Genomic DNA, 21960 nt, shown 5'->3' on the forward strand with positions numbered 1-21960 from the left:
AAGGGTGCTATCCCGGCCGACCAGCGGCGGCGCCGTGCAGCACCAGCCGACGCGCCACCCAGATTGAGGCCAGGCTGGCCAGCGCGCCCACCAGACCCGAGACCCAGTAGTGCTGGACCAAGCCCGCCGCGTCGCGGCTGATGATGAGCCCGCCCAGGAACGCGGCCAGACCCATCGCTGCCGACTGCACCGCTGCGTTGAGCACCATGAAGGTTCCGCGCAGCGCGGGCTGAGCGGCCGAGGTGATGAGCGCCATGCCCGGAATCATGCGGCCGCTCAGAAACACGAACAGCAGAGTGGAGACCACCAGAACCACCGGCAGCGGCGCCGACGGCAGCAAGGTGGTGGCCATCAGCGGCAGATTGACGGCGACCGCCAGCATGCTGAAGGTGCGGACCTTGCCCAACCGGTCAGACAGACGACCAAACAAGCGTGCCGTGAACAGGGTCGCCAGGCCGCCGACCAGGTACAGCATGGGGATCTGTGCGTCGGTCAGACCGACATTCGTCTGCATGTAGATGGTGATGAAGGGAATCACCAGAAAACCGGCGAACATGAGCAGGGCGGAAAAACCGAAGGCTTCGAGGTGGTTGCGCTCGCTGAGCACCAGCGCTATGCCGCGAAAGGCTGAGGGCCGGTCAGCCACACGCAGGTGGTGGTCGAGCCTGGGCAGGGTCAGCGCCGCACCCACCGCCAGCAGCGCGCTCACCGCGGCGATGGCGAAAAAGGCCGCCTGCCAGCCCAGGTGATTGGCCAGGTAAAGACCCATGGGTACACCGGCCACGGTGGAAAAAGAAAACGACGACATGACGATGCCCATGGCACGACCGCGGCGTTCGAACGGCACCACGTCGGCCACGATGGTTTGAGAGAGCGCAGACAGCACGCCACCGAACATGCCTGCAGCCACCCGCGCGGCCATGAGAAATCCGTAGTCGGTAGCCAGGCCACAGGCCAGCGTAGCGAGGGCGAACAAGGCGTACAGCACGAGCAGAAGGCGTTTGCGGTCGAAGCGATCGACATAGGTGGCCGCGGCCAAGCCAGACACGCCAGCCGACACCGTGTACGCCGACACCAGCAAGCCAAACTGCGCGTCGCTGATGGCAAACAGGCGCGTGAACTGCGGCCCCAGCGGCATCATGATCATGAAATCCAGGATGTGCGTGAACTGGATCCCGGCAATGGTGAGCAGCAGCCAGCGCTCGCGCCGCGCAGATAGGGTGGGATGTGTCATGATTTTGAGCCGCCTTGCACTGTACCCCCGCGCTGGCAGCGCCTCTGTCACAAGGTCTCAGCCCCGTGTCTCTCGATACCCTGATCTCGCGCAACCTGCTCGACACGGGGGCACCAGCCCCGCCCGACGGCGCCTGCGCCCTGGTGCTGATGGGGGGTGGTGCGCGCACCGCCTACCAGGCTGGCGTGCTCAAGGCGCTGGCCACGATGCTCGCCGCCCAAAGCCCGGGTGTGCAGGCCCCGCCGCCGTTTCCCTTTCGCTGGCTGTTTGGCACCTCGGCCGGCGCCCTCAACGCAAGTTACCTCGCGGGCTGCAGCGCCGCGGGCCTGCAAGCCCTGCCGCAGCTCGCCACGTTCTGGTCCGCGCTGCGCTCCGAGCGGGTATACCAGCTCGACGCGCCAAGCTGGGTGCGTGCCCATCGGCTGGTCGCCGGCCTGACGCTGGCGCGCCAGGTACGCCGCCACCGCGCGCTGCTCGACACCCTGCCGCTGGTGGACACGCTGCACCGCGCAATCAACCTGCCGGCTGTGGAGCAAGCTCTGACGCAGCAGCACATCGAGGTGCTCGGGGTCACGGCGTCAAGCTACACCACGGGAGAACACTGGACCTTTTGCCAGACCCGCACGGACCATCCCGTCAAACCCTGGCAACGTCCCGGCCGCCGCGCGGCCTACCAGCCCATCACCATCGAGCACCTCATGGCCTCCAGCGCCATCCCGTTCCTGTTTCCGGCCGTGCCGCTCTGGGTCGACGGCCACAAGGAATATTTTGGCGACGGCTCGATGCGCCAGCTCTCACCGCTGTCGCCAGCCATTCATTTCGGCGCGCGGCGCATTCTGGTGATCGGCGTGGCACAGCCCCAGCGCGCCGGCATGGGCGTGCGTACCAACAACGAACCGACCGCCGGCACCATCGCTGGCCATGCCATGGCCAGCGTGTTCCACGACACCCTGCAATCCGACGTGGAGCAGGCGCAGCGTGTGAGCCAGACCCTGGCCAAGCTGCCGGCGGCCCTGGCTGCTGCCCTGCCCTACCACCCGGTGAACGTGATGGCCATCCAGCCCAGCTTCTCGCTTGACGAGCTGGCGCACAAACACATTGGCAGCTTACCCGCCGCCACCCGCAACACCCTCACCGGCCTGGGCGCGCTCGACCCGAGTCGCGGTGCCGCCGGTAGCGCCGCGTCGCTGGCCAGCTACCTGCTGTTCGAGTCCGATTTCATCCAGGCGCTGATCGAACTCGGTGAGGGTGACGCCTGGCGCCGCAAGGACGAACTGATGGCGTTTTTCGAGCCGTCCCCTCGCCTGGCCACCCACCCTGCGGTGACATAATCTTCCTCTATCTTCCCCACGGAGCCCCCATGGACAGCACGCCTCCCAGTTGCGTGCTTTCAGCCCCTGTGCCATCGGCTTGAACGCCGCCTTTGCGGCGACACCTGCACCGGTGTCATGTCCGGCTGAAAGCGCACCATTCCGCTCAACGCTGGGCCGCAGAGCCCAGCCCCTTTCAGACCACCGCCTCCGGGAGCGCTACCATGCTCAACGTGTTCACCCTGGCCAATGGCCGCCTGTTCCAGGAAGAGATCGAATCGCTGGAAGCGCTGGCACGCGTCAAGCCGATCTGGGTTGACCTCGAGTCGCCCTCGCTGGAGGAACGGCGCTGGGTGAAGCAGCATTTTGGGCTGTCCATCCCCGAAGACGCGATGGACGACGATATCGAGGAGTCGGCCCGCTTCTTCGAAGAAGACAACGGCGAGCTGCACGTGCGCAGCGACTTCCTGATCGACGACCCCGATGACCCGCGCGCCATCCGCGTGGCGTTCATCCTCAACGAGCACAACGACAAGCTCAAGAGCCAGGGCGTGCTGTTCTCTATACACGATGAAGACGTGCCGGTCTTTCGCCTGCTGCGCATGCGGGCGAGGCGCATGCCTGGCCTGATCGAAGACGCCAAAGACGTGCTGCTGATGCTTTTCGACGCCGATGCCGAGTACTGCGCCGATACGCTCGAGGACATCTACGACGACCTCGAAACCGTGAGCCGCCAGGTGCTGGCTGGTGACGTGACCGACAACAAGGCCGGCGAGGTGCTGGCCGCCATCGCGCGGCACGAGGACATGTCGGGCCGCATTCGCCGCAACGTGATGGACACGCGCCGCGCGGTCAGCTTCATGATGCGCAGCCGGCTGCTGAACACCGAGCAGTTCGAAGACGCGCGACAGATTCTTCGCGACCTCGATTCGCTCGATGGCCATACCGCCTTTCTGTTCGACAAGATCAACTTCCTGATGGACGCCACGGTGGGTTTCATCAACATCAACCAGAACAAGATCATCAAGATCTTCTCGGTGGCCAGCGTCGCACTGCTGCCCCCCACCCTGGTGGCCAGCCTGTACGGCATGAATTTCCGCTTCATGCCCGAACTCGAATGGCGGATGGGCTACCCGTTCGCGCTCGGGTTGATGGTGCTCTCCGCGCTGATCCCGGTGCTGTATTTCCGCAAGCGGGGATGGTTGAAGTAGGTTCATCCCCGCGTTGCCTGCAGCGTCACCCCCTCAAGGGAGCGATGCGTGTGGACCGGCAGAGCCGGATCCACCGCGTCCTGAACCGAAGACACTTCACACTCCCGCGCATGCGGGCCAGAGAAGCAGGATCCGCTGCGTTCTCGAATTAGCCCGTTCGCGCCGGAGCGGTCAATGGTTGAACAGTGCTTCGACGATGGCGCCGCTGTAGCGACTGGCGACTTCGCGCAGGAACTTCGGGAAGTCCACGTGCGCGGCATCATCGGCACGGTCGGAGATGGTGCGCACCACCGCCAGCGGCACGCCGAAGTCGTGACAGACCTGAGCAAACGCGGCGCCTTCCATCTCCACGGCCAGCGCGTCGGGCAGCTCGCGCTGCAGCGCCTGGCTCTCGTCAGTGGTGGCGACGAAACGGTCGCCGCTGATCAGCAGCCCCTGGTGCAGGCGGGGTGACAACAGACCAAAAGCGGCGACGGTGTCGGTGCCCAGTTGCTGCGGCAGGCGATGCAGCATGCGTTCGCAGGCCAGCTCCAGCGCATCGGTCAGGGCAGCGTCGGCCTCAAAACGGGCGCGGCCATACAGCGGCACTTCATGGCGAGGGAACAGTGGCGACGCATCCATGTCGTGCTGCAGAAAGCTGCGCGCCAGCACCACATCACCCACCTTCACGTCGGGGCTCAGGCCGCCGGCGACGCCGGTGAAGACGATGCGCTGCACCTTGAAGTGGTCGATCAGGAGCGCGGCCGTGGTGGCGGCTGCCACCTTGCCGATGCCCGAGAGCACGGCCACCACGTCTTGCCCGTGCAGATGCCCGACCCAGAACTCGCGCCCACCGACCACCTCCTTGTGCTCGTCGGGCATCAGCGCCAGCACGCTGGCGAGTTCGTCGTGCAGCGCGGCCACAACAGCGACGCGAAAGATCGTTTTCATGCCCCGCATTGGACCAGAAGCCAGCGCCTGATCGAAGCGCATGTCTGGTTCGAGAACGCGGCGGAACCGGCTCCGCCGGGCCGCATCCCGTTGTCCCCTGGCGGGGGTGATGCAGCAGGCGGCGCAGGGGCCTACTTTTTATCGCGAAGCTCTCGGCGCAAAATCTTGCCCACCGGCGTCTTGGGCAGCTCGGTGCGGAACTCGATCAGCTTGGGCTGCTTGTAACCGGTGAGGTGGCGTTTGCAATGCTCACGCACCTGTTTCTCCGACAGCGCCTCGTCTTTTTTCACGATCACCAGCTTGAGCGCTTCGCCGGATTTCTCGTCGGGCACGCCAATCACCGCGCACTCCAGCACACCAGGGAGCTGGGCCACCACGTCTTCGACCTCGTTCGGGAAGACGTTGAAGCCGCTCACCAGCACCATGTCCTTCTTGCGATCGACAACACGAAAATAACCGCGCTCGTCCTCGATCCCGATGTCGCCCGTCTTGAAGTAGCCGTCGGCCGTCATGACCTTGGCCGTCTCGTCCGGTCGCTGCCAGTAGCCTGCCATCACCTGCGGCCCGTGGATGGCGATCTCGCCCGGTTGGCCCAGCGGTACCTGCACCCCGGCATCATCCAGGCACTTGAGCCAGGTTCCAGGCAAAGGTACGCCGATGGTGCCGGTGTACTCGGCGTTGGTCACCGGGTTGCACGTGGCCGATGGGCTGGTCTCCGACAGGCCATAGCCCTCGCAAATCGGGCAGCCGGTTTTCTCCAGCCAGAGCTGGGCCACAGCGCCCTGTACCGCCATACCGCCGCCCACCGACACCTTGAGGTGGCTCCAGTCCACCGTGTGGAAATCGGGGTGATTGGCCAGCGCATTGAACAGCGTGTTGACCGCCGGGAGGCTGTGAAAGCGGTGCCGGCGCAGCTCCTTGAGCATCGCGGGAATGTCGCGCGGGTTCGGGATCAGGATCACCTGGCTGCCGGTTCGCAGGCCCAGCATCATGTTTACCGTGAACGCGAAGATATGGTACAGCGGTAAAGCGCACACACTGGTGGGCTGCTCGCCCGGCGGCACCTGCTGCATCACCGGCGCGTTCCAGGCCTCGGACTGGAGCACGTTGGCGATCACATTGCGGTGCAGGAGCACCGCACCCTTGCTCACGCCAGTGGTACCGCCGGTGTACTGCAACACAGCCACATCGTCGGGGCCTAGGCTCGGGCGCTGGAGGGTAGCGCGCGTGCCGCGCGCAATGGCCTCGTTGAACCGCACCGCCTGCGGCAGCTTGAAGGGCGGCACCAGCTTCTTCACGTTGCGCACCACGTGATTGACCAGCCCACCCTTGAACAGGCCAAGGCGGTCTCCCATGGCGGCGAGGATGACGTGGCGCACGGGGGTATTCGACAGGCACTGCTCGAGCGTGCTGGCGAAGTTCTCCATGATGACGATGGCCTTGGCGCCCGAGTCCCGCAGCTGGTGCTCCAGCTCGCTGGCGGTGTAGAGCGGGTTGACGTTCACCACCACCAACCCGGCGCGCAGGATGGCCGCCACCGCCACCGGGTACTGCGGCACGTTGGGCATCATGAGCGCCACCCGCTCGCCGCGTGCCAGCCCCACGCCCTGCAGGTAGGCCGCCAGAGCCTCGGACAGACTGTCGACTTCAGCGTAGCGCACCGCCTTGCCCATGAAGCTGTAGGCCACCTGCTGGCGGTACCGCTGGAAGCTCTCTTCCATGAGGTGCACCAGCGAACGATAGGGGCTCAAGTCCACGTCGGCGGGCACACCTGGCGGGTAAGCGCTGAGCCAGGGGCGGTGATTCATGTCAGGCACCTCCAGCCGCGCGGATCGTCACATGCTGTGCCGATTCAGGCCTTGAGCGCTGTCAGCACCTCGTCCAGCATCTTCTTGGCATCACCGAACAGCATGCGGTTGTTGTCCTTGTAGAAGAGCGGGTTGTCCACGCCCGCGTAGCCGCTGGCCATGCTGCGCTTCATCACGATGGAGGTGCGTGCCTTCCACACTTCCAGCACCGGCATGCCGGCAATCGGGCTGGTCGGGTCGTCCTGAGCAGCCGGGTTCACGATGTCGTTAGCGCCGATCACCATGGCCACGTCGGTGTCGGGAAAGTCGTCGTTGAGTTCATCCATCTCGAACACGATGTCGTACGGCACCTTGGCCTCGGCCAGCAGCACGTTCATGTGGCCGGGCATGCGGCCGGCCACCGGGTGGATGCCGAAGCGCACGTTCACGCCCTTCTCACGCAGGAAGCGCGTGATCTCGAACACCGTGTGCTGCGCCTGCGCCACCGCCATGCCATAACCAGGCACGATGATCACGTTCTTGGCTTCGCGCAGCATCTCGGCGGTCTCGGCGGCGAGGATGGGGCTCACTTCGCCAGCGGGCTCGGCAACACCGCCGGCCGGCTTGGGCGCGGCACTGGTGGTACCAAAGCCGCCTGCGATCACGCTGATGAAGCTGCGGTTCATCGCGTTGCACATGATGTAGGACAGGATGGCGCCACTCGATCCGACCAGCGCACCGACCACGATGAGCAAGTCGTTGGACAGCATGAAGCCGGTGGCCGCTGCCGCCCACCCCGAGTAGCTGTTGAGCATGGACACCACCACCGGCATGTCCGCGCCACCAATGGCCATCACCATGTGGATGCCGAACAGCAGGGCGATGACGGTCATCACGAACAGCGGGAACATGCCGTCGGCAATGGTTTCGGCCTGCAGGAACATGCGGCCAAAGAAGATCACCGCCAACAGACCCGCCAGGTTCAGCCAGTGCCGGCCGGGCAGCAGCATCGGGTTGCCACCGATGCGTGCCGACAGCTTGCCAAAGGCAATCACCGAGCCCGAGAACGTGATGGCGCCGATAAAGATGCCGACGTAGATCTCCATCGCGTGGATGGTGTGGGCAGCGCCCTCGAAGCCTTTGGTGGCCTCGGGATCGACGTAGGTGGCGTAACCCACCAGCACGGCCGCCATGCCGACCATGCTGTGCATCAGCGCCACCAGCTCGGGCATTTGCGTCATCTGCACCGTGCGCGCTGCATACAGGCCAATCACCGCGCCGATCAGCATGGCGCCGACGATCCACGGAACGCCTGCTGAGGTGACCTGGGGACCGAACACCGTGGCCAACACGGCCAGCGCCATGCCGACCATGCCGTACAGGTTGCCGCGCCGCGCGGTTTCCTGGTTGGACAAGCCCCCCAGGCTGAGGATGAAAAGAATGATGGCTCCGATGTAGGAGACCGTGGCCAGACTGGAAGACATGTTGCTCTTGCCTCTTTCTTATTTGCGGAACATCGCCAGCATGCGCTGGGTGACGGCAAAGCCGCCAAACATGTTGATGGCGGTGAGCACCAGTGCCACCGCAGCCAGCACGCCGATCAGGGTGTTGGGCCGCTCGGCGGCGTCGGCGAGCGGCGATATCTGCACCAGCGCACCGATGGCGATGATGGAACTGATGGCATTGGTCACGCTCATGAGCGGCGTGTGCAGCGCCGGCTTCACGTTCCACACCACCATGTAGCCGACGAAGCAGGCCAGCACGAACACCGTGAAGTGCGAGAGAAATTCGGCGGGCGCGTAAGCACCCACGAGCAGGAACAACACCGCAGTGATCCCCGCCACGATGGCCAACTTGCCCGCCGGCATCGGGCCCGAGGCCTCGCCGTGGCCATGGGCCTTCTTCGCAGCGGGTGCGGCAGCTGGCTTGGCCGGTGGCTTCGGAGGTGCGGCCAGCGCAGGGGCCGGCCAGGTGACTTCGCCGTCCTTCACCACTGTCAGGCCGCGGATCGCATCGTCTTCCATGTTGACATGGATGACGCCGTCTTTGGTCTTGCACAGTTCCTCGCTCAGGCGGAACAGGTTGTTCGCGTACAGCGTGGACGATTGCTGTGCCATGCGCGAGGCCAGATCGGTGTAGCCGACGATGGTCACGCCGTGCTTCACCACCGCCTGTCCCGGCTCGGTGAGCTCGCAGTTCCCGCCTTGCTCGGCCGCCATGTCAACGATCACGCTGCCCGGCTTCATGCTTTTCACCATGTCGGCGGTGATGAGCTTGGGCGCCGGCTTGCCAGGAATCAGCGCGGTGGTGATGATGATGTCGACCTCGCGCGCCTGTTGCGCGTACATCTCGCGCTGCGCGGCCTGGAAGCCTTCGCTCATCACCTTGGCGTAGCCACCGCCGCCCGAGCCTTCTTCCTCGTAGTCCACTTTGACGAATTCACCGCCCAGCGAAACCACCTGGTCGGCCACCTCGGCGCGCGTGTCGTTGGCACGCACGATGGCACCCAGGCTGGAAGCTGCGCCCACCGCAGCCAGACCCGCCACGCCCGCACCGGCGATGAACACCTTGGCCGGCGGCACCTTGCCCGCGGCCGTGATCTGGCCATTGAAAAAGCGGCCAAACGCATTCGCCGCCTCGACCACCGCGCGGTAGCCGCTGACGCCAGCCATGGAAGTGAGTGCATCCATCTTCTGCGCGCGGCTGAGCGTGCGCGGCAGCGCATCGATGGAGAGCGCCGTGACCTTCTTTTCGGCCAGCTGCTGCATGAGTTCGGGGTTCTGGGCTGGCCAGATGAATCCGATCAGCGTCTGACCTTCGTGCATCAGGGCCACCTCGTCGCGCGTGGGCGCCCGCACCTTGAAGACGATGTCGCTGCCACTCCACAGCTCAGCCGCCGAGCTGGCGATGCTGGCGCCGGCAGCCGTGTACGCCTCATCGCTGAGGTTGGCCAGTTCGCCCGCTCCGCGCTCCACCAGCACGGCAAAGCCCAGCTTCACCAACTTGGCCACGGCCTCGGGCACACTGGCCACCCGCTTCTCGCCGGGAAAAATCTCGCGCGGTATGCCGATGCGCTGCGGTGTCGGTGCGGCTGTTTCGTGAGGTGCGCCAGAAGTCATGGGAGAAGTCCTCGATGCAGAAATGGAAAAAAGGCGAAGGTCCGGACGGCGCATCGGCGCCGCGAAGATCACGACCACGCACCCACGGGGCGCTTGCACCACGGCGGGCTTGCGGGGCCAGAGCACCCTGGGATTGTGCGGGATTGTGCCGCAGCTGCTCATCAGGGTCTGCCCCGTGAGAGACCGCCCGTCTTTGCCGCTAGGGTCGAAGCGCCTGCCGGCACGCCTGGATAATGCCTGCATGCACACCCGATGGAAACCCAGCGTCACCGTGGCCGCCATCATCGAGCAAGGAGGTCGCTACCTGCTGGTGGAAGAGCACACGCCCGAAGGACTGCGCCTGAACAACCCGGCCGGTCACCTCGATCCGGGCGAGAGCCCGGTGCAGGGCGTGGCGCGCGAAGCGCTGGAGGAAACCGCCCACCTATTCACGCCCAGCGAGCTGGTGGGCGTCTACGTGTCGCGCTTTCAGCGCGAAGCCACAGGCGAAGACATCACCTACCTGCGGTTTGCGTACTCGGGCGAGCTGGGTGCCCGGGAAGAGGGGCGCGCTCTGGACGACGGCATCGTGCGCACGCTGTGGATGACGCTGGACGAGGTGCGTGCCAGCAGCGCACGCCACCGAAGCCCGCTGGTTCTGCGCTGCATTGAAGACCACGCTGCCGGCCAGCGCTACCCGATGGCGTTGGTGTTCACCGATGCATCGGTGATGGCTGGGCCGCGCTGAACCGGCTCAGTCGGTCCCCGACACTCGGGCACGCAGCGTCTTGACCTGGCCGCGGCTGACCTTGCCCTCGACTCGGCGGCGCTGAGAGCCCAACGTGGGGCGCGTGGGCTTGCGCGGCTTGGGTACGACGGCCACGCTGTCAATGAGCGCCTGCAACCGCGCCAGCGCATCGGCCTTGTTTTGCTCCAGGCTGCGACTGGTCTGGGCCTTAATCACCACCACGCCTTCGGTGGTGATGCGGTGGTCGCTCAGTGCCAGCAGGCGCTGCTGAACCGCCTCGGGCAGGGACGAGCCATGGATGGCAAAGCGCAGGTGCACCGCGTTCGACACCTTGTTCACGTTCTGCCCGCCCGCGCCCTGAGCCCGGATCGCGGTGAACTGGACCTGATCTTCGGTGATGCGGGGCAATGGCGGGGTCATGGTCACCAGTCTGGCACAAGACAAGCGTCAAAGGCCTTGCGCTCAGTAGCGCTCTTTCACACCCGTGACCATGGCCCTGACGAGCCGCGTGCGTTCGATACGCCCCATCACCAGCGCCGCTGCCGCGTGCAGCCCGGCGGAGGCGATCAGTGCATTGGCCAGGAATTCATGCAGGTCCTGCAACCATTCCTCGCCAAAGTAGGTGTCCGTACCTTGCATCCAGCCCGTCAAGCCGAGGGCGAGCACGAGAGCCATCATCAGCAGCATCATGACAGCGCCCAGCGGGTTGTGTCCCCAGTGGAGTACCGCTCGGCCTTGTCGCATTGCGCGCAGATGCTCCATCAAGCGCGAGGGTGTAGGGAAAAAATCCGAAAACCGTGCGTGGCGCGAACCGATGAACCCCCACGCGATGCGGGCCACCACCATGGCCGAGGCCAGGTAGCCGGTCCATTCGTGCGGCCACTCACCTTTCTCCAGGGCGAAGTAGTTCAACAACACGCAGCTCACCAGGGTCCAGTGAAACACGCGCACAAAGCGGTCCCACACGAGGCGACTGCAATCACCGGCTTGCGTGGGCCTCATCGGACCAACGCGATGGCTCACTTCTCGACGCGAGCGCCGGTTTCCGGATTGAACCAGTGCTCAACGTTCTTGCCATCCTTCTTGCCATAAACCTCGTAGCACTGGCCTTTGTTGACCTTGAAGGTCTTGATGGCATAGCCCTGCCCCTCGACCATCTTCTTGAAGGCTGCTTCAGGCATCCACTTGTCCTTGGGCACCTGGCACGAGGGTTCGGCAAGCGCAAAGCCGGCAACAGCGATCAGACTGGCGGCAACAATCCATTTTTACATCACACATCCTTTGAAATGACTTCCAGCACATGCTGGCGAACGTATTTCATCGGCCCAACTTGAAGTCAGCCTTAAGCGCTGGTGTCACCGCGGTAACCAGATGGGTGGTGGCGTGTCAAATTGCAGCGGCCACCCCCCCGAACACGTAGCCATCCATGGACAGCACGCCGTGGCGAATACCGCCATCGATGCGCTCGGCAGCGACCTGCTGGCCGGCTGCGCCGGCAGCCACCAGCAGCGGCCAGAGGTGTTCGGCCGTGGGATGGGCACGCTGCGCATGCGGTGCAATCGCCACGAGCTGCCGAAGACGGTCGTGGTCGCCAGCGGTCACGACCTGCTGGATCCAGCCCGCGAACTCGGCCACGTAGGTCTCACCTGGCGCGTCGGGTGCATCGAAACGCACCTCGTGCAGGTTGTGCGTCAGGCTGCCCGATCCCACGATCAGCACGCCCTCGGCGGCCAGCGGTGCCAGCGCCTGGCCGAAGGCGTAGGCGCGTTCGCCGTCCAGCCGCGCCGGCAACGACACCTGAAAGACCGGCACGTCGGCCTGGGGATACAGGTAGAGCATCGGTACCCAGGCGCCATGGTCCAGTCCCCATTCGGCGTCGGCCTCGGCGGGGTAACCCGCTTCGCGCAGCAGCGACACGGCGCGCACCGCCACGTCCGGCGCACCCGGTGCGGGGTATTGCAGCTCGTAGAGCGCGGGCGGAAAACCGCCGAAATCGTGGATGGTCTGTGGCCGCGACGTGATGGCCACGCGAGGCTCCCGCGTCATCCAGTGCGGCGATACGATCAGGATCGCCTTCGGGCGCGGCAGCGACTGGCCGAGCGCGGTGAGTGCCAGGCCCGCTTTGCCGGGATCAATGGCGAAGGTGGGGGACCCGTGGGAAATGAACAGGGTGGGCAGGCGCGACACGATGACTCCATCGTTGAGAACGAACAGACACTGTAGGCTTCACGGCAGCGCGCCGGATTCAGTCGTTTGCCACGCCGTATTCAATCCAGTTGAAGTCCACCTTTCGTGAGGTCGGGTAACCGCCGAGCAGCCAACCGGAGCAGGCGGGATAATCGCACGATGACAGGCAAACAGCGCGTGGTGGTGGGATTGAGCGGCGGAGTGGACTCTGCAGTGAGCGCGCACCTGCTCAAATCTCAGGGCTACGAGGTCATCGGCATCTTCATGAAGAACTGGGAGGATGACGACAACAGCGAGTACTGCTCGTCCAACGTCGACTTCGTGGACGCCGCGGCCGTGGCCGATGTGATCGGCATCGAGATCGAACACGTCAACTTCGCCGCCGAGTACAAGGACCGCGTATTTGCCGAATTCCTGCGTGAGTACCAGGCCGGGCGCACGCCCAACCCCGACATCCTGTGCAACGCCGAGATCAAGTTCAAGGCCTTCCTCGACCACGCGATGCGCCTGGGCGCCGAGAAGATTGCCACCGGACACTACGCCCGCGTTCGCGAACGAAATGGCGCGTTTGAGCTGCTCAAGGGACTGGACCCGCTGAAGGACCAGAGCTACTTTTTGCACCGGCTCAACCAGACGCAGCTGTCCAAGACGCTGTTTCCGGTGGGTGAACTGCCCAAGACTGAGGTGCGCCGCATCGCCGCCGAGATCGGCATGCCGAACGCGAAGAAAAAAGACAGCACCGGCATCTGCTTCATCGGCGAGCGCCCGTTCCGCGATTTCCTGAATCGTTACATCGCCAAGGAGCCGGGCCCGATCAAAGACCCCAATGGCCGCACCATTGGGCAACATGTGGGCCTGAGCTTCTACACCCTGGGTCAGCGCCAGGGCCTGGGCATCGGGGGGGTCAAAGCCAAGGGCGCGCAAAAAGGTGGCAACGAACATGCACCCTGGTTCGTCGCGCGCAAAGACATCGAACACAACACCTTGTGGGTCGTTCAAGGCCACGACCACCCCTGGCTGCTCGCAGCCGCGCTGCGCGCGCAGGACGCCAGCTGGGTGGCAGGTCACGCGCCGGCCGGCGGCGACTTGGCCGCCAAGACGCGATACCGCCAGGCCGATGCACCCTGCACGATGGAAGCGGCCGACGACCACCATTTCACCCTGAGATTCAGCGATCCGCAATGGGCTGTGACACCCGGGCAAAGCGCGGTGGTCTACGACGGCGAGGTCTGCCTAGGCGGTGGTGTGATCACCAGCGACGCGGCCAGTGTGGCCTCGCTGGGCACAGCTTCGAGCGAGTCCAGCCGCACGGCCATGGCCTGATCCCTGGCGAACCGGCCCGCAGTGCGTCAGGTCTGGTCAGGTCCGCGCAGCTTCTCGTGAATGCGCCGGGTGGTGCGCCAGGCACCCCAGAGAACCAGCGGAATGAACGATCCAGCCAGGATTTCCGGGTTGATGGGTAAGCCCGCAGCCTTGCCCGCCTTGCCCAGGTAAAGCAACAGGCTGACCACGTAGTACGAAATGGCCGCGATCGACAGGCCTTCCACCGTGGTCTGCAGGCGCAGCTGCAGTTCCTGCCCGCGGGTCAGCTTCTCCAGCAGCTGCTGGTTCTGTACTTCGGTGGCGATATCGACCCGTGTGCGCAAGAGGGCGCTGGCGCGGCTGACACGTTCAGACAGCGAGGCCAGCCGCTGCGCCGTGGCCGCCACCGTGCCCATGGCCGGCGAGAGCCGGCGCTGCATGAATTCGCCGATGGTCTGGGTGCCAGGGATCGGCTGCTCGCGCAGCTCGGCGATGCGCTGGGTCACCAGGGCATCGTAGGCGCGGGTAGCCGAGAAACGGTAGGCGTGTTCGGCTGTGGCTCGCTCCACGCCGGCGGCCAGCGACACAAGCGTGTCCAGCAGCGCCTGGTCGGTCGCGCCTTTGTTTTCCAGCTGGGCGGTGATGTCGGCCAGCTGCCGCTCGCTCTCGGCCAGCAACGGGCCCAGCTGCTTGGCCACCGGCAGGCCGCGCAAGGCCATCAGTCGGTAAGTCTCCACCTCCAGCAGGCGTTGGGAGATGCGGCCAGCACGGGTCTCGGTGGTCTCCGGCGGCGCCACCACCAGCATGCGCTCAAAGCCGGTGTCGCGCAGCATGAAATCGGTGGCCACGATGGAGTGGCCGTTGTTGCCCATCTGTGAAGCTACCACGGTGTGCTCGCCAAGCCAGGTGCGCGCCTGGGCCAGGGTCTGCTGCGGATCGCTCAGGTCGCCGTGCAACATGATGAGTTTGATGGCCACAAAGGTGCGCCCTGGGATGTTCGCCAGCCAGTCGACCGGCAACACCAGGTGCGACAGCAGCTCGGGGTCGCGGGTGCCCAGGTGGGCCTCGTCGGGCAGGGGCTGCACGAGCGAGTAGCGGCTGAATTCGGTGTGGCGCTCCCACTTGAGCGTGTAGCCCGGCAATCGCAGCCGCAGGAAGTGGCCTTGCAGATCAGCCGGCGTCAGCCCGTCCTGGCCCGGCAGGCCACGCAGGTGCTCACACTCCTGCTCGCGGCTGACACCGTCGTTGAACACCGCGACAAACACCACCAGCGCTGGCAGACGGATACGCGCCGGCGGGCGAGCGTGCACCTCGTTGTGCAGTTCGGTGCGCAGGCCGTCATCGGCCGGCAAGGGGCGGTAGGTCGTGGCGGAGGCGGACATGCGCCACATTGTGCCGCCACTTGCCCGGCCCGGGCCCATCTGCATCCGGCCGCCCACAAGAAAAGACCCGCCGGGCCGAAGCCGGGCGGGTCAAGGGCCACGTCCAGGGAGGACGGGCGTGGCCATCATGCGGATTTGTATCAGAAGGGAATGTCGTCGTCCATGTCGTCAAAGCCGCTGGACTGGCGCGCGGGCGCAGCGGCGGGGGCTTGGCGCGGCGCGGGAGCCGGTGCGCGAGCTGCCGAGGCAGGGCGCGAGTAGCCACCGCCACTTTCTTCGCCGCCACCACCACCCATGCCCTCTCGGCCACCGAGCAGCTGCATTTCGGTGGCGATGATATCCACCGTGTTCTTTTCCACCCCGGTGGCCTTGTCCACGTAGGTTCCGTACTTGAGGCGACCTTCCACGTAGATCGGGCGACCCTTTTTCACATATTCGCCAGCGATCTCGGCCAGGCGGTCGTAAAAGGTGACGCGGTGCCACTGCGTGTCTTCGATCATTTCGCCGCTGTTCTTGTCCTTGCGGCGGCTTGATGTGGCGACGGATACATTGGCCACCGCCTGACCTGAAGGCAGGTAACGGATTTCGGGATCGCGGCCGCAGTTGCCGACGAGGATGACTTTGTTGACGGAGGCCATGGAGGTTCCTTGGAGGGACTTGAATGAGAGGCAGCGGCGCCACCGCCGCCCGACTTGGCATTGTGCCGCAAGCCCGCGGCCAGAGGTCAAGTGCGCGGGATGCCACAATGGACCGCTGCGCCATGAATCGCGAACCCGATTTTTTCCAGAACCTGCAGGACGAACTGTCCGACGGTCGCGCGTGGCTGGACCGCAGCATCGTGCTCGGCTACGCGGTGCTGGCGGGCCTGTTCGTGGTGGCATTCACCTACATGAGCGAGCACGCGTTCGAGTGGTTCAAACACCTGCACGCCTCCTCGCCCTGGGTGGTGCTGATCTGGACGCCGGCCCTCACCGCCGGCATCGTCTGGTGCACTCGGCGCTACTTCCCGGGTGCCTCCGGCTCGGGCATTCCCCAGGTGATCTCGGCACTGGACCCGCAAGTGAGCTCCAGCGCACGGCGCCATTTTGTTTCGCTGCGCCTGACCCTGGCCAAGATGGTGCTGGGTGCTGCGGGCCTGCTGGCCGGGCTCTCGGCTGGGCGCGAAGGCCCATCGGTGCAGGTCGCCGCCGGTGTGATGCACGACGCGCGGCGCTGGCTGCGTCCGGGCTCGGCGATGAACGATCAGGCGCTGCTGGTGGCCGGCGGCGCGGCAGGTATCGCCGCCGCCTTCAACGCACCACTGGCCGGCGTGGTGTTCGCCATCGAGGAGCTGTCCAAGCGCATGGACTCGCGCACCAACGGCGTGATCATCTCGGCCATCGTGCTCGCCGGCCTGGTGTCCATTTCCTTTTTCGGCAACCTGACCTATTTCGGCTCCATCGCCGTGCCAGGCCTGAGCTGGCAGGTGTTTTTCCCTGGCCTGGCCGTGGTGCTGCTGTGCGGCGTGCTGGGTGGCCTCTTCTCGCGCCTGCTGGTTGCCTCCATTGAAGGCATGCCCGACCGATGGAGCCGCTACCGCCGAGCCAAGCCGGTGCGGTTTGCGGCGGGCGCCGGGCTGGCGATTGCGGTCATCGGCCTGGTCAGCGGCGGCGCCACCTTCGGCGCCGGCGCCGAAGAGGTGCGCAGCATGCTCGCTGGCGAGAGCGATGTCACGCGCCTGTATGTGCTGCTCAAGCTGGTGGCGACCTGGCTCACCGCCTGGAGCGGCGTGCCAGGTGGCATTTTTGCGCCCTCTTTGTCGATCGGTGCCGGCGTGGGCAACGACATGGCGCAGCTGTTTCTAGGCAGCGATGCGCGCATGCTCGCGCCGATCCTGATTGCCCTGGGCATGACGGCCTTTCTTGCCGCCACCACCCAGGCCCCGCTGACCTCGTTCATCATCGTGATGGAAATGATCGACGGCCGGGCCATGGTGCTCAGCCTGATGGCCGCAGCCATGCTGGCCAACCTCATCGCGCGCCTCATCAGTCGCCCGCTCTACTCCACGCTTTCCTCGCTGATGATCCAGGCCGCGATCAAGACCGGCGAGCCCGCGCAACGGATGGAGACGACCGCTGGCGACACGGCCGTGGCCGAGCCCCCTGAAGCGGGTTCAGACCCCGCGACACCCCCGTCCCCTGAAACACCTCCAGCGTCGGGCTCGCCGCGCTGACTCCGGGCGAAAAACTCAGAGCGACTTGCCCGAAGCCTTCATGGGCCAGGCGAGCAGCAGCCACAGCAGCATGAGCGCAGCGCTCAGTCCAAAAATGCCGCTGTTGCCCCAGGCCTTGAGCACCAGGCCGCCCAGGCTGCCGCCCGCGAAAATGCCGAGCGACATCAGCGTGTTGTAGACACCGAGTGCAGCGCCACGCTGGTGCGGCCTGGCAAGTCGTGACACCAGGCTGGGCTGGCTCGCCTCCTGGGTGTTGAAACCCAGGAAATACAGGCCCAGCAACAGGCCCACGCCCCAGGCCGATGGCGTGTCCAGGCTGAACAGTAGGCCGATCTGCACCAAGGCAATGAGTGCAATGGCGCCCAGATACACCGCTCGGAAATACCCCTGCCGCTCCAGACGGAACAGCAGCCCACCCATGACCAGCAACGAGCCCAGCACCGCGGGCAGGTAAATGTGCCATTGCTCGGCAGTCGCCACGCCCGCTTCGCGCAGCAGCGCGGGCACCGACATCCACATCGCGATCTGCACGGCGTGCAGCACAAACACGCCCAGGTCCACGCGCAGCAGCTCCGTGTCCCGCAGCACCTCGCGCAAGCCGCCGCGCTCGACCGCCTGGTGCTGCGCCGGCTCAGGCGGCACCACCCAGGCCACCACCGCCATGCCCACCAACGCCAACACACCGGTGAGGGCGAACAGGCCAGCCAGCCCGATGTGGGGCACGAGGGCCGGCGCCATCACCAGCGAGAGCGCGAACATCAGCGCGATGCTGATACCGATCAAGGCCATCGATTTGGTGCGCACCTGGTCGCGCGTGAGGTCCGCCAGCAGCGCCGTGACCGCGGCCGAAATGGCGCCGGCACCTTGCAAGGCCCGGCCCACGACCAGCCACATCAGGTTGGGAGCCCAGGCGGCGATGAAGCTGCCCAGCACGAACACCACCAGCCCAGCCAGGATCACCGGCTTGCGGCCAAAGCGGTCCGAGGCGATGCCCATCGGCATTTGCAGCAGCGCCTGGGTCAGGCCATAAATGCCCATGGCCAGACCCACCAGCGCGGGGTCGTCACCACCGGGATAGTTGTGGGCCTCCAGCACGAACACCGGCAGCACCAGAAAGAGGCCCAGCATGCGCAGCGCGTAGATCGACGCCAGCGACGCGCTGGCGCGCCGCTCGCCGGCCGTCATGCGCGTGGCGGTGCTGGTGTCTGCAGCGCGGGCAGAGGGGGCTGGGTTCAGGGCGGACACGTCGGCTGTAGGCAAAGCCGGTATTGTGGCCGAACCCTGGGTTGCACACGGGCGTTACGCCTGCAGCGCCAGCCCGCTCGGCTTATCATGCTCGGTTGCCTTTCTTTCGGCGGTTGCACCCGTCCTTCCCCTTGAACACCCCCCTGCCAGCCCACGCCTTCCCTGTTGATCCCGATGACGCCGGACAGCGGCGGGACCGCGCCCTGGAAGCGCGTGTGCGCGGTGCGGCCACGCTGTCGGTGCGCGGCGCCCGCACCCACAACCTCAAGAACATCGACCTCGACATCCCCAAACATGCCCTGGTGGTGATCACCGGTCTGTCGGGGTCGGGCAAGTCGAGTCTGGCGTTCGACACGCTGTATGCCGAAGGCCAGCGCCGCTACGTGGAGAGCCTGTCGGCCTACGCGCGCCAGTTCCTGCAGCTGATGGACAAACCCGACGTGGATCTGATCGAGGGCCTGTCGCCGGCGATTGCCATCGAGCAGAAGGCCACCAGCCACAATCCGCGCTCCACGGTCGGCACCGTCACCGAGATCCACGACTACCTGCGCCTGCTCTACGCCCGCGCCGGCACGCCGCATTGCCCGGAGCACGATCTGCCGCTGGCAGCGCAGAGCGTGGCGCAGATGGTGGACACGGTACTGGCCATGCCCGAAGGCACCAGGCTGCTGATCATTGCGCCCGTGGCTCGCGAAAAAAAGGGCGAATTCCACGACCTGTTCGCCGACATGCAGGCCCAGGGTTATGTGCGTTTCCGGCTCAATGGGGAAGTGGTCGAGGCCGAAGATCTGCCCGCCCTGAAAAAGACCGAAAAGCACAACATCGACGTGGTGGTCGACCGCATCAAGGTGCGTGGTCACGAAACATCTGAAACAGCGCCGGACAACGAAACCAGCCTGGACGCCGGGCCTCCCCAAGGCCAGGCGTTACCCCTCGGGGGGCAGCGACCCCTGGAAGGGCGGAGCGTGGTGGCAGACAATCCCTTGCGTCAACGGCTCGCTGAAAGCTTCGAAGCCGCCCTGCGCCTGGCCGAGGGTCGCGCCCTGGCGGTCAACATGGACACTGGCGTTGAACAAGGTTTCTCCGCCAAGTTCGCCTGCCCCGTGTGCAGCCACAGCGTGGGGGAACTGGAGCCGCGGCTGTTTTCCTTCAACTCGCCCATGGGCGCCTGCCCGAGCTGCGACGGCTTGGGCCACACCGAGGTGTTCGACGCGGCGCGCGTGGTCGCCTTCCCCACGCTCAGCCTAGCCAGCGGCGCCATCAAGGGCTGGGACCGGCGCAACGGCTACTACTTCGCCATGATCGAAAGCCTGGCGGCGCACTACAAGTTCGACGCTGAAGCCCCCTGGGAGTCGCTGCCCGAGGCGGTGCGACAGGTGTTGCTCTATGGCTCAGGCGAGGAAGACATCAAGTTCAGCTACGCGCTGGAATCAGGCGAACGCGCCGGCAAGAAGATCAGCAAGAAGCACCCGTTCGAAGGCATCATCCGCAACTTCGAGCGCCGCTACCGCGAGACAGACAGCGCCCACGTGCGCGAAGAGCTCGCGCGCTACCGCGCCACCCAGCCCTGCCCTGATTGCCACGGCACACGGCTGCGCAAGGAGGCGCGCCATGTGTTCGTAGGCGAGGGCGAGCAACGCCGCCCGATCTACAAGGTCAGCCATGTGACACTGGGCGAATCGCTGGCCTATTTCCAGAACCTGCAACTGCCGGGTGCCAAGGGCGACATCGCCGCGCGCGTGATCAATGAGATCCGCCAGCGCCTGAAGTTTTTGAACGACGTCGGTCTCAACTACCTGAGCCTGGACCGCAGCGCCGACACCCTGAGCGGCGGCGAGGCCCAGCGCATCCGGCTGGCGAGCCAGATCGGCAGTGGCCTGACCGGTGTGATGTATGTGCTCGACGAGCCCAGCATCGGCCTGCATCAGCGCGACAACGATCGCCTGATCGCCACGCTCCAGCACCTGCGCAATCTGGGCAACACGGTGCTGGTGGTCGAGCACGACGAGGACATGATCCGTTGCGCCGACCACGTGATCGACATGGGCCCGGGCGCGGGTGTGCACGGCGGCCATGTGATGGCACAGGGCAGCTGCGCCGAGGTGATGGCCACGCCCGGCTCGTTGACCGGCCAGTACCTGAGTGGCGCACGAGCCATCGCCGTACCCTCGCGACGTACGCCCTGGCTGCCGGTGAACAAAGCCGCTGCGGCGACCAAGGCCGCCCCGATCAAATCGCGTTTCCCCATGAGCCCGGCAGCCGAGCGCCGCAGTGCGCGCGAAGCACAACACATCGCCACGCTGGGCGAGCTGCAAGAGATCCGCGTGGTCAATGCCACCGGCCACAACCTGAAGGGCGTGAGCGTAGCCTTCCCGGTCGGGCTGCTCACCTGCGTGACTGGTGTCTCAGGCTCGGGCAAATCGACCCTGGTGAACGACACGCTGTACGCGGCGGTGTCGCGCACCCTCTACCGATCGCACGACGAGCCCGCCGAGCACGAAGCCATCGAAGGCATCGAGCATTTCGACAAGGTCATCAACGTCGATCAATCGCCGATTGGCCGCACGCCGCGCAGCAACCCGGCCACCTACACCGGCCTGTTCACCGGCATCCGAGAACTGATGGCCGAAATGCCCACCGCGAAAGAACGCGGCTACGGCCCGGGCCGCTTCAGCTTCAACGTCGCCGGTGGTCGCTGCGAGGCCTGCCAGGGCGATGGCGTGGTCAAGGTCGAGATGCACTTCCTGCCCGATGTGTACGTGCCCTGCGAGGTCTGCCACGGCCAGCGCTACAACCGCGAAACGCTGGACGTGCAATACAAGGGCAAGAACATCGCGCAGATCCTGGACATGACGGTCGAGCAGGCCCATGGCTTCTTCGGCGCCGTGCCCACGCTGCACCGCAAGCTGCAAACGCTGATGGACGTGGGCCTGACCTACATCCAGCTTGGCCAGAGTGCGACCACCCTCTCGGGTGGCGAGGCACAGCGCGTCAAGCTGGCGCTGGAGCTGAGCAAGCGCGACACCGGCCGAACGCTCTACATCCTGGACGAGCCCACCACCGGCCTTCACTTCGCCGACATCGAACTGCTGCTGCAAGTGCTGCACCAGCTGCGCGACGCGGGCAACACCATCGTGGTGATCGAGCACAACCTCGACGTCATCAAGACCGCCGACTGGCTCATCGACATGGGTCCGGAGGGTGGCGCAGGCGGCGGTACCGTGGTCGGCGTGGGCACACCCGAAGCCCTGTCGGCCAACCCGGCCAGCCACACCGGCCAGTACCTGGCGCGGCTGCTCCGGCGCTGAGACCGG

The 21960-nt window shown here is 65.6% G+C and carries 18 protein-coding genes; 6 read left to right on the forward strand and 12 right to left on the reverse strand.

The window, feature by feature from the left end:
* Positions 1-7 precede the first annotated feature (7 nt).
* Positions 8-1234 (reverse strand): MFS transporter, encoded by a 1227-nt coding sequence (locus tag QUV25_RS16800; RefSeq protein ID WP_300865630.1) that lies wholly within the window; start codon positions 1232-1234, stop codon positions 8-10.
* A 65-nt stretch (positions 1235-1299) separates the two neighbouring features.
* Here QUV25_RS16800 and QUV25_RS16805 point away from each other — a divergent pair, with 65 nt between their 5' ends.
* Together QUV25_RS16805 and corA are read left to right on the forward strand one after the other, a co-directional pair.
* Positions 1300-2565 (forward strand): patatin-like phospholipase family protein, encoded by a 1266-nt coding sequence (locus QUV25_RS16805; protein ID WP_300865631.1) that lies wholly within the window; start codon positions 1300-1302, stop codon positions 2563-2565.
* A gap of 203 nt (positions 2566-2768) precedes the next feature.
* Positions 2769-3755: a magnesium/cobalt transporter CorA gene (gene corA, locus QUV25_RS16810; RefSeq protein WP_300865633.1), complete on the forward strand. Its 987-nt coding sequence runs from the start codon at positions 2769-2771 to the stop codon at positions 3753-3755.
* 171 nt (positions 3756-3926) lie between these two features.
* Here the strand turns inward: corA and QUV25_RS16815 are convergent, their stop codons facing one another.
* The 4 genes from QUV25_RS16815 to QUV25_RS16830 form a co-directional block, all read right to left on the reverse strand.
* Positions 3927-4685, reverse strand: coding sequence for a 5'-methylthioadenosine/adenosylhomocysteine nucleosidase (locus QUV25_RS16815; RefSeq protein WP_300865634.1), 759 nt, complete (start codon positions 4683-4685; stop codon positions 3927-3929).
* 131 nt (positions 4686-4816) lie between these two features.
* Positions 4817-6493, reverse strand: a complete 1677-nt coding sequence (locus QUV25_RS16820; protein ID WP_300865635.1) for a long-chain-fatty-acid--CoA ligase — start codon at positions 6491-6493, stop codon at positions 4817-4819.
* Positions 6494-6537: 44 nt separating this feature from the next.
* Entirely contained in the window at positions 6538-7956 is a 1419-nt protein-coding gene (pntB, locus tag QUV25_RS16825) for a Re/Si-specific NAD(P)(+) transhydrogenase subunit beta (RefSeq protein ID WP_300865636.1), read from the reverse strand.
* A gap of 18 nt (positions 7957-7974) precedes the next feature.
* Positions 7975-9591, reverse strand: a complete 1617-nt coding sequence (locus tag QUV25_RS16830; protein ID WP_300865638.1) for a Re/Si-specific NAD(P)(+) transhydrogenase subunit alpha — start codon at positions 9589-9591, stop codon at positions 7975-7977.
* A 241-nt stretch (positions 9592-9832) separates the two neighbouring features.
* Here QUV25_RS16830 and QUV25_RS16835 point away from each other — a divergent pair, with 241 nt between their 5' ends.
* Positions 9833-10318, forward strand: a complete 486-nt coding sequence (locus QUV25_RS16835) for an NUDIX hydrolase (protein ID WP_300865640.1) — start codon at positions 9833-9835, stop codon at positions 10316-10318.
* Between the two features lie 6 nt (positions 10319-10324).
* On the opposite strand, the gene arfB is transcribed toward QUV25_RS16835, so the two are convergent.
* From arfB to QUV25_RS16855, 4 genes are all read right to left on the reverse strand, one after another.
* The gene (gene arfB / locus QUV25_RS16840) at positions 10325-10738 is read right to left on the reverse strand and encodes an alternative ribosome rescue aminoacyl-tRNA hydrolase ArfB (RefSeq protein ID WP_300865642.1); all 414 of its coding nucleotides are present in this window, start codon (positions 10736-10738) and stop codon (positions 10325-10327) included.
* A 42-nt stretch (positions 10739-10780) separates the two neighbouring features.
* The gene (locus QUV25_RS16845) at positions 10781-11284 is read right to left on the reverse strand and encodes a cytochrome b/b6 domain-containing protein (RefSeq protein ID WP_300865644.1); all 504 of its coding nucleotides are present in this window, start codon (positions 11282-11284) and stop codon (positions 10781-10783) included.
* Between the two features lie 53 nt (positions 11285-11337).
* On the reverse strand, positions 11338-11577 hold the full coding sequence (locus QUV25_RS16850) for a PepSY domain-containing protein (protein ID WP_300865760.1): 240 nt from the start codon (positions 11575-11577) through the stop codon (positions 11338-11340).
* A 127-nt stretch (positions 11578-11704) separates the two neighbouring features.
* Positions 11705-12505: a class III extradiol ring-cleavage dioxygenase gene (locus tag QUV25_RS16855; RefSeq protein WP_366945690.1), complete on the reverse strand. Its 801-nt coding sequence runs from the start codon at positions 12503-12505 to the stop codon at positions 11705-11707.
* Between the two features lie 159 nt (positions 12506-12664).
* Between QUV25_RS16855 and mnmA the strand changes: the two genes are divergently transcribed.
* On the forward strand, positions 12665-13828 hold the full coding sequence (mnmA, locus tag QUV25_RS16860; RefSeq protein WP_300865645.1) for a tRNA 2-thiouridine(34) synthase MnmA: 1164 nt from the start codon (positions 12665-12667) through the stop codon (positions 13826-13828).
* Between the two features lie 26 nt (positions 13829-13854).
* On the opposite strand, the gene QUV25_RS16865 is transcribed toward mnmA, so the two are convergent.
* Positions 13855-15189 carry a DUF3422 family protein gene (locus tag QUV25_RS16865; RefSeq protein ID WP_300865647.1) on the reverse strand — a complete coding sequence of 445 codons (1335 nt, stop codon included), beginning with the start codon at positions 15187-15189 and terminating at the stop codon, positions 13855-13857.
* Positions 15190-15329: 140 nt separating this feature from the next.
* Positions 15330-15827 (reverse strand): single-stranded DNA-binding protein, encoded by a 498-nt coding sequence (ssb, locus tag QUV25_RS16870; RefSeq protein ID WP_300865648.1) that lies wholly within the window; start codon positions 15825-15827, stop codon positions 15330-15332.
* A 122-nt stretch (positions 15828-15949) separates the two neighbouring features.
* On the opposite strand from ssb, the gene QUV25_RS16875 reads away from it, so the two are divergent.
* Positions 15950-17401 (forward strand): chloride channel protein, encoded by a 1452-nt coding sequence (locus tag QUV25_RS16875; protein WP_300865649.1) that lies wholly within the window; start codon positions 15950-15952, stop codon positions 17399-17401.
* Between the two features lie 15 nt (positions 17402-17416).
* Here QUV25_RS16875 and QUV25_RS16880 read toward each other — a convergent pair whose 3' ends face one another.
* Entirely contained in the window at positions 17417-18586 is a 1170-nt protein-coding gene (locus QUV25_RS16880; protein WP_300865762.1) for an MFS transporter, read from the reverse strand.
* A 263-nt stretch (positions 18587-18849) separates the two neighbouring features.
* Here QUV25_RS16880 and QUV25_RS16885 point away from each other — a divergent pair, with 263 nt between their 5' ends.
* Entirely contained in the window at positions 18850-21954 is a 3105-nt protein-coding gene (locus QUV25_RS16885; RefSeq protein WP_300865763.1) for an excinuclease ABC subunit UvrA, read from the forward strand.
* Positions 21955-21960 lie beyond the last annotated feature (6 nt).

It is taken from the genome of Hydrogenophaga sp. (assembly GCF_030373245.1).
In the GTDB taxonomy this organism is placed as follows: Bacteria; Pseudomonadota; Gammaproteobacteria; order Burkholderiales; family Burkholderiaceae_C; genus Hydrogenophaga.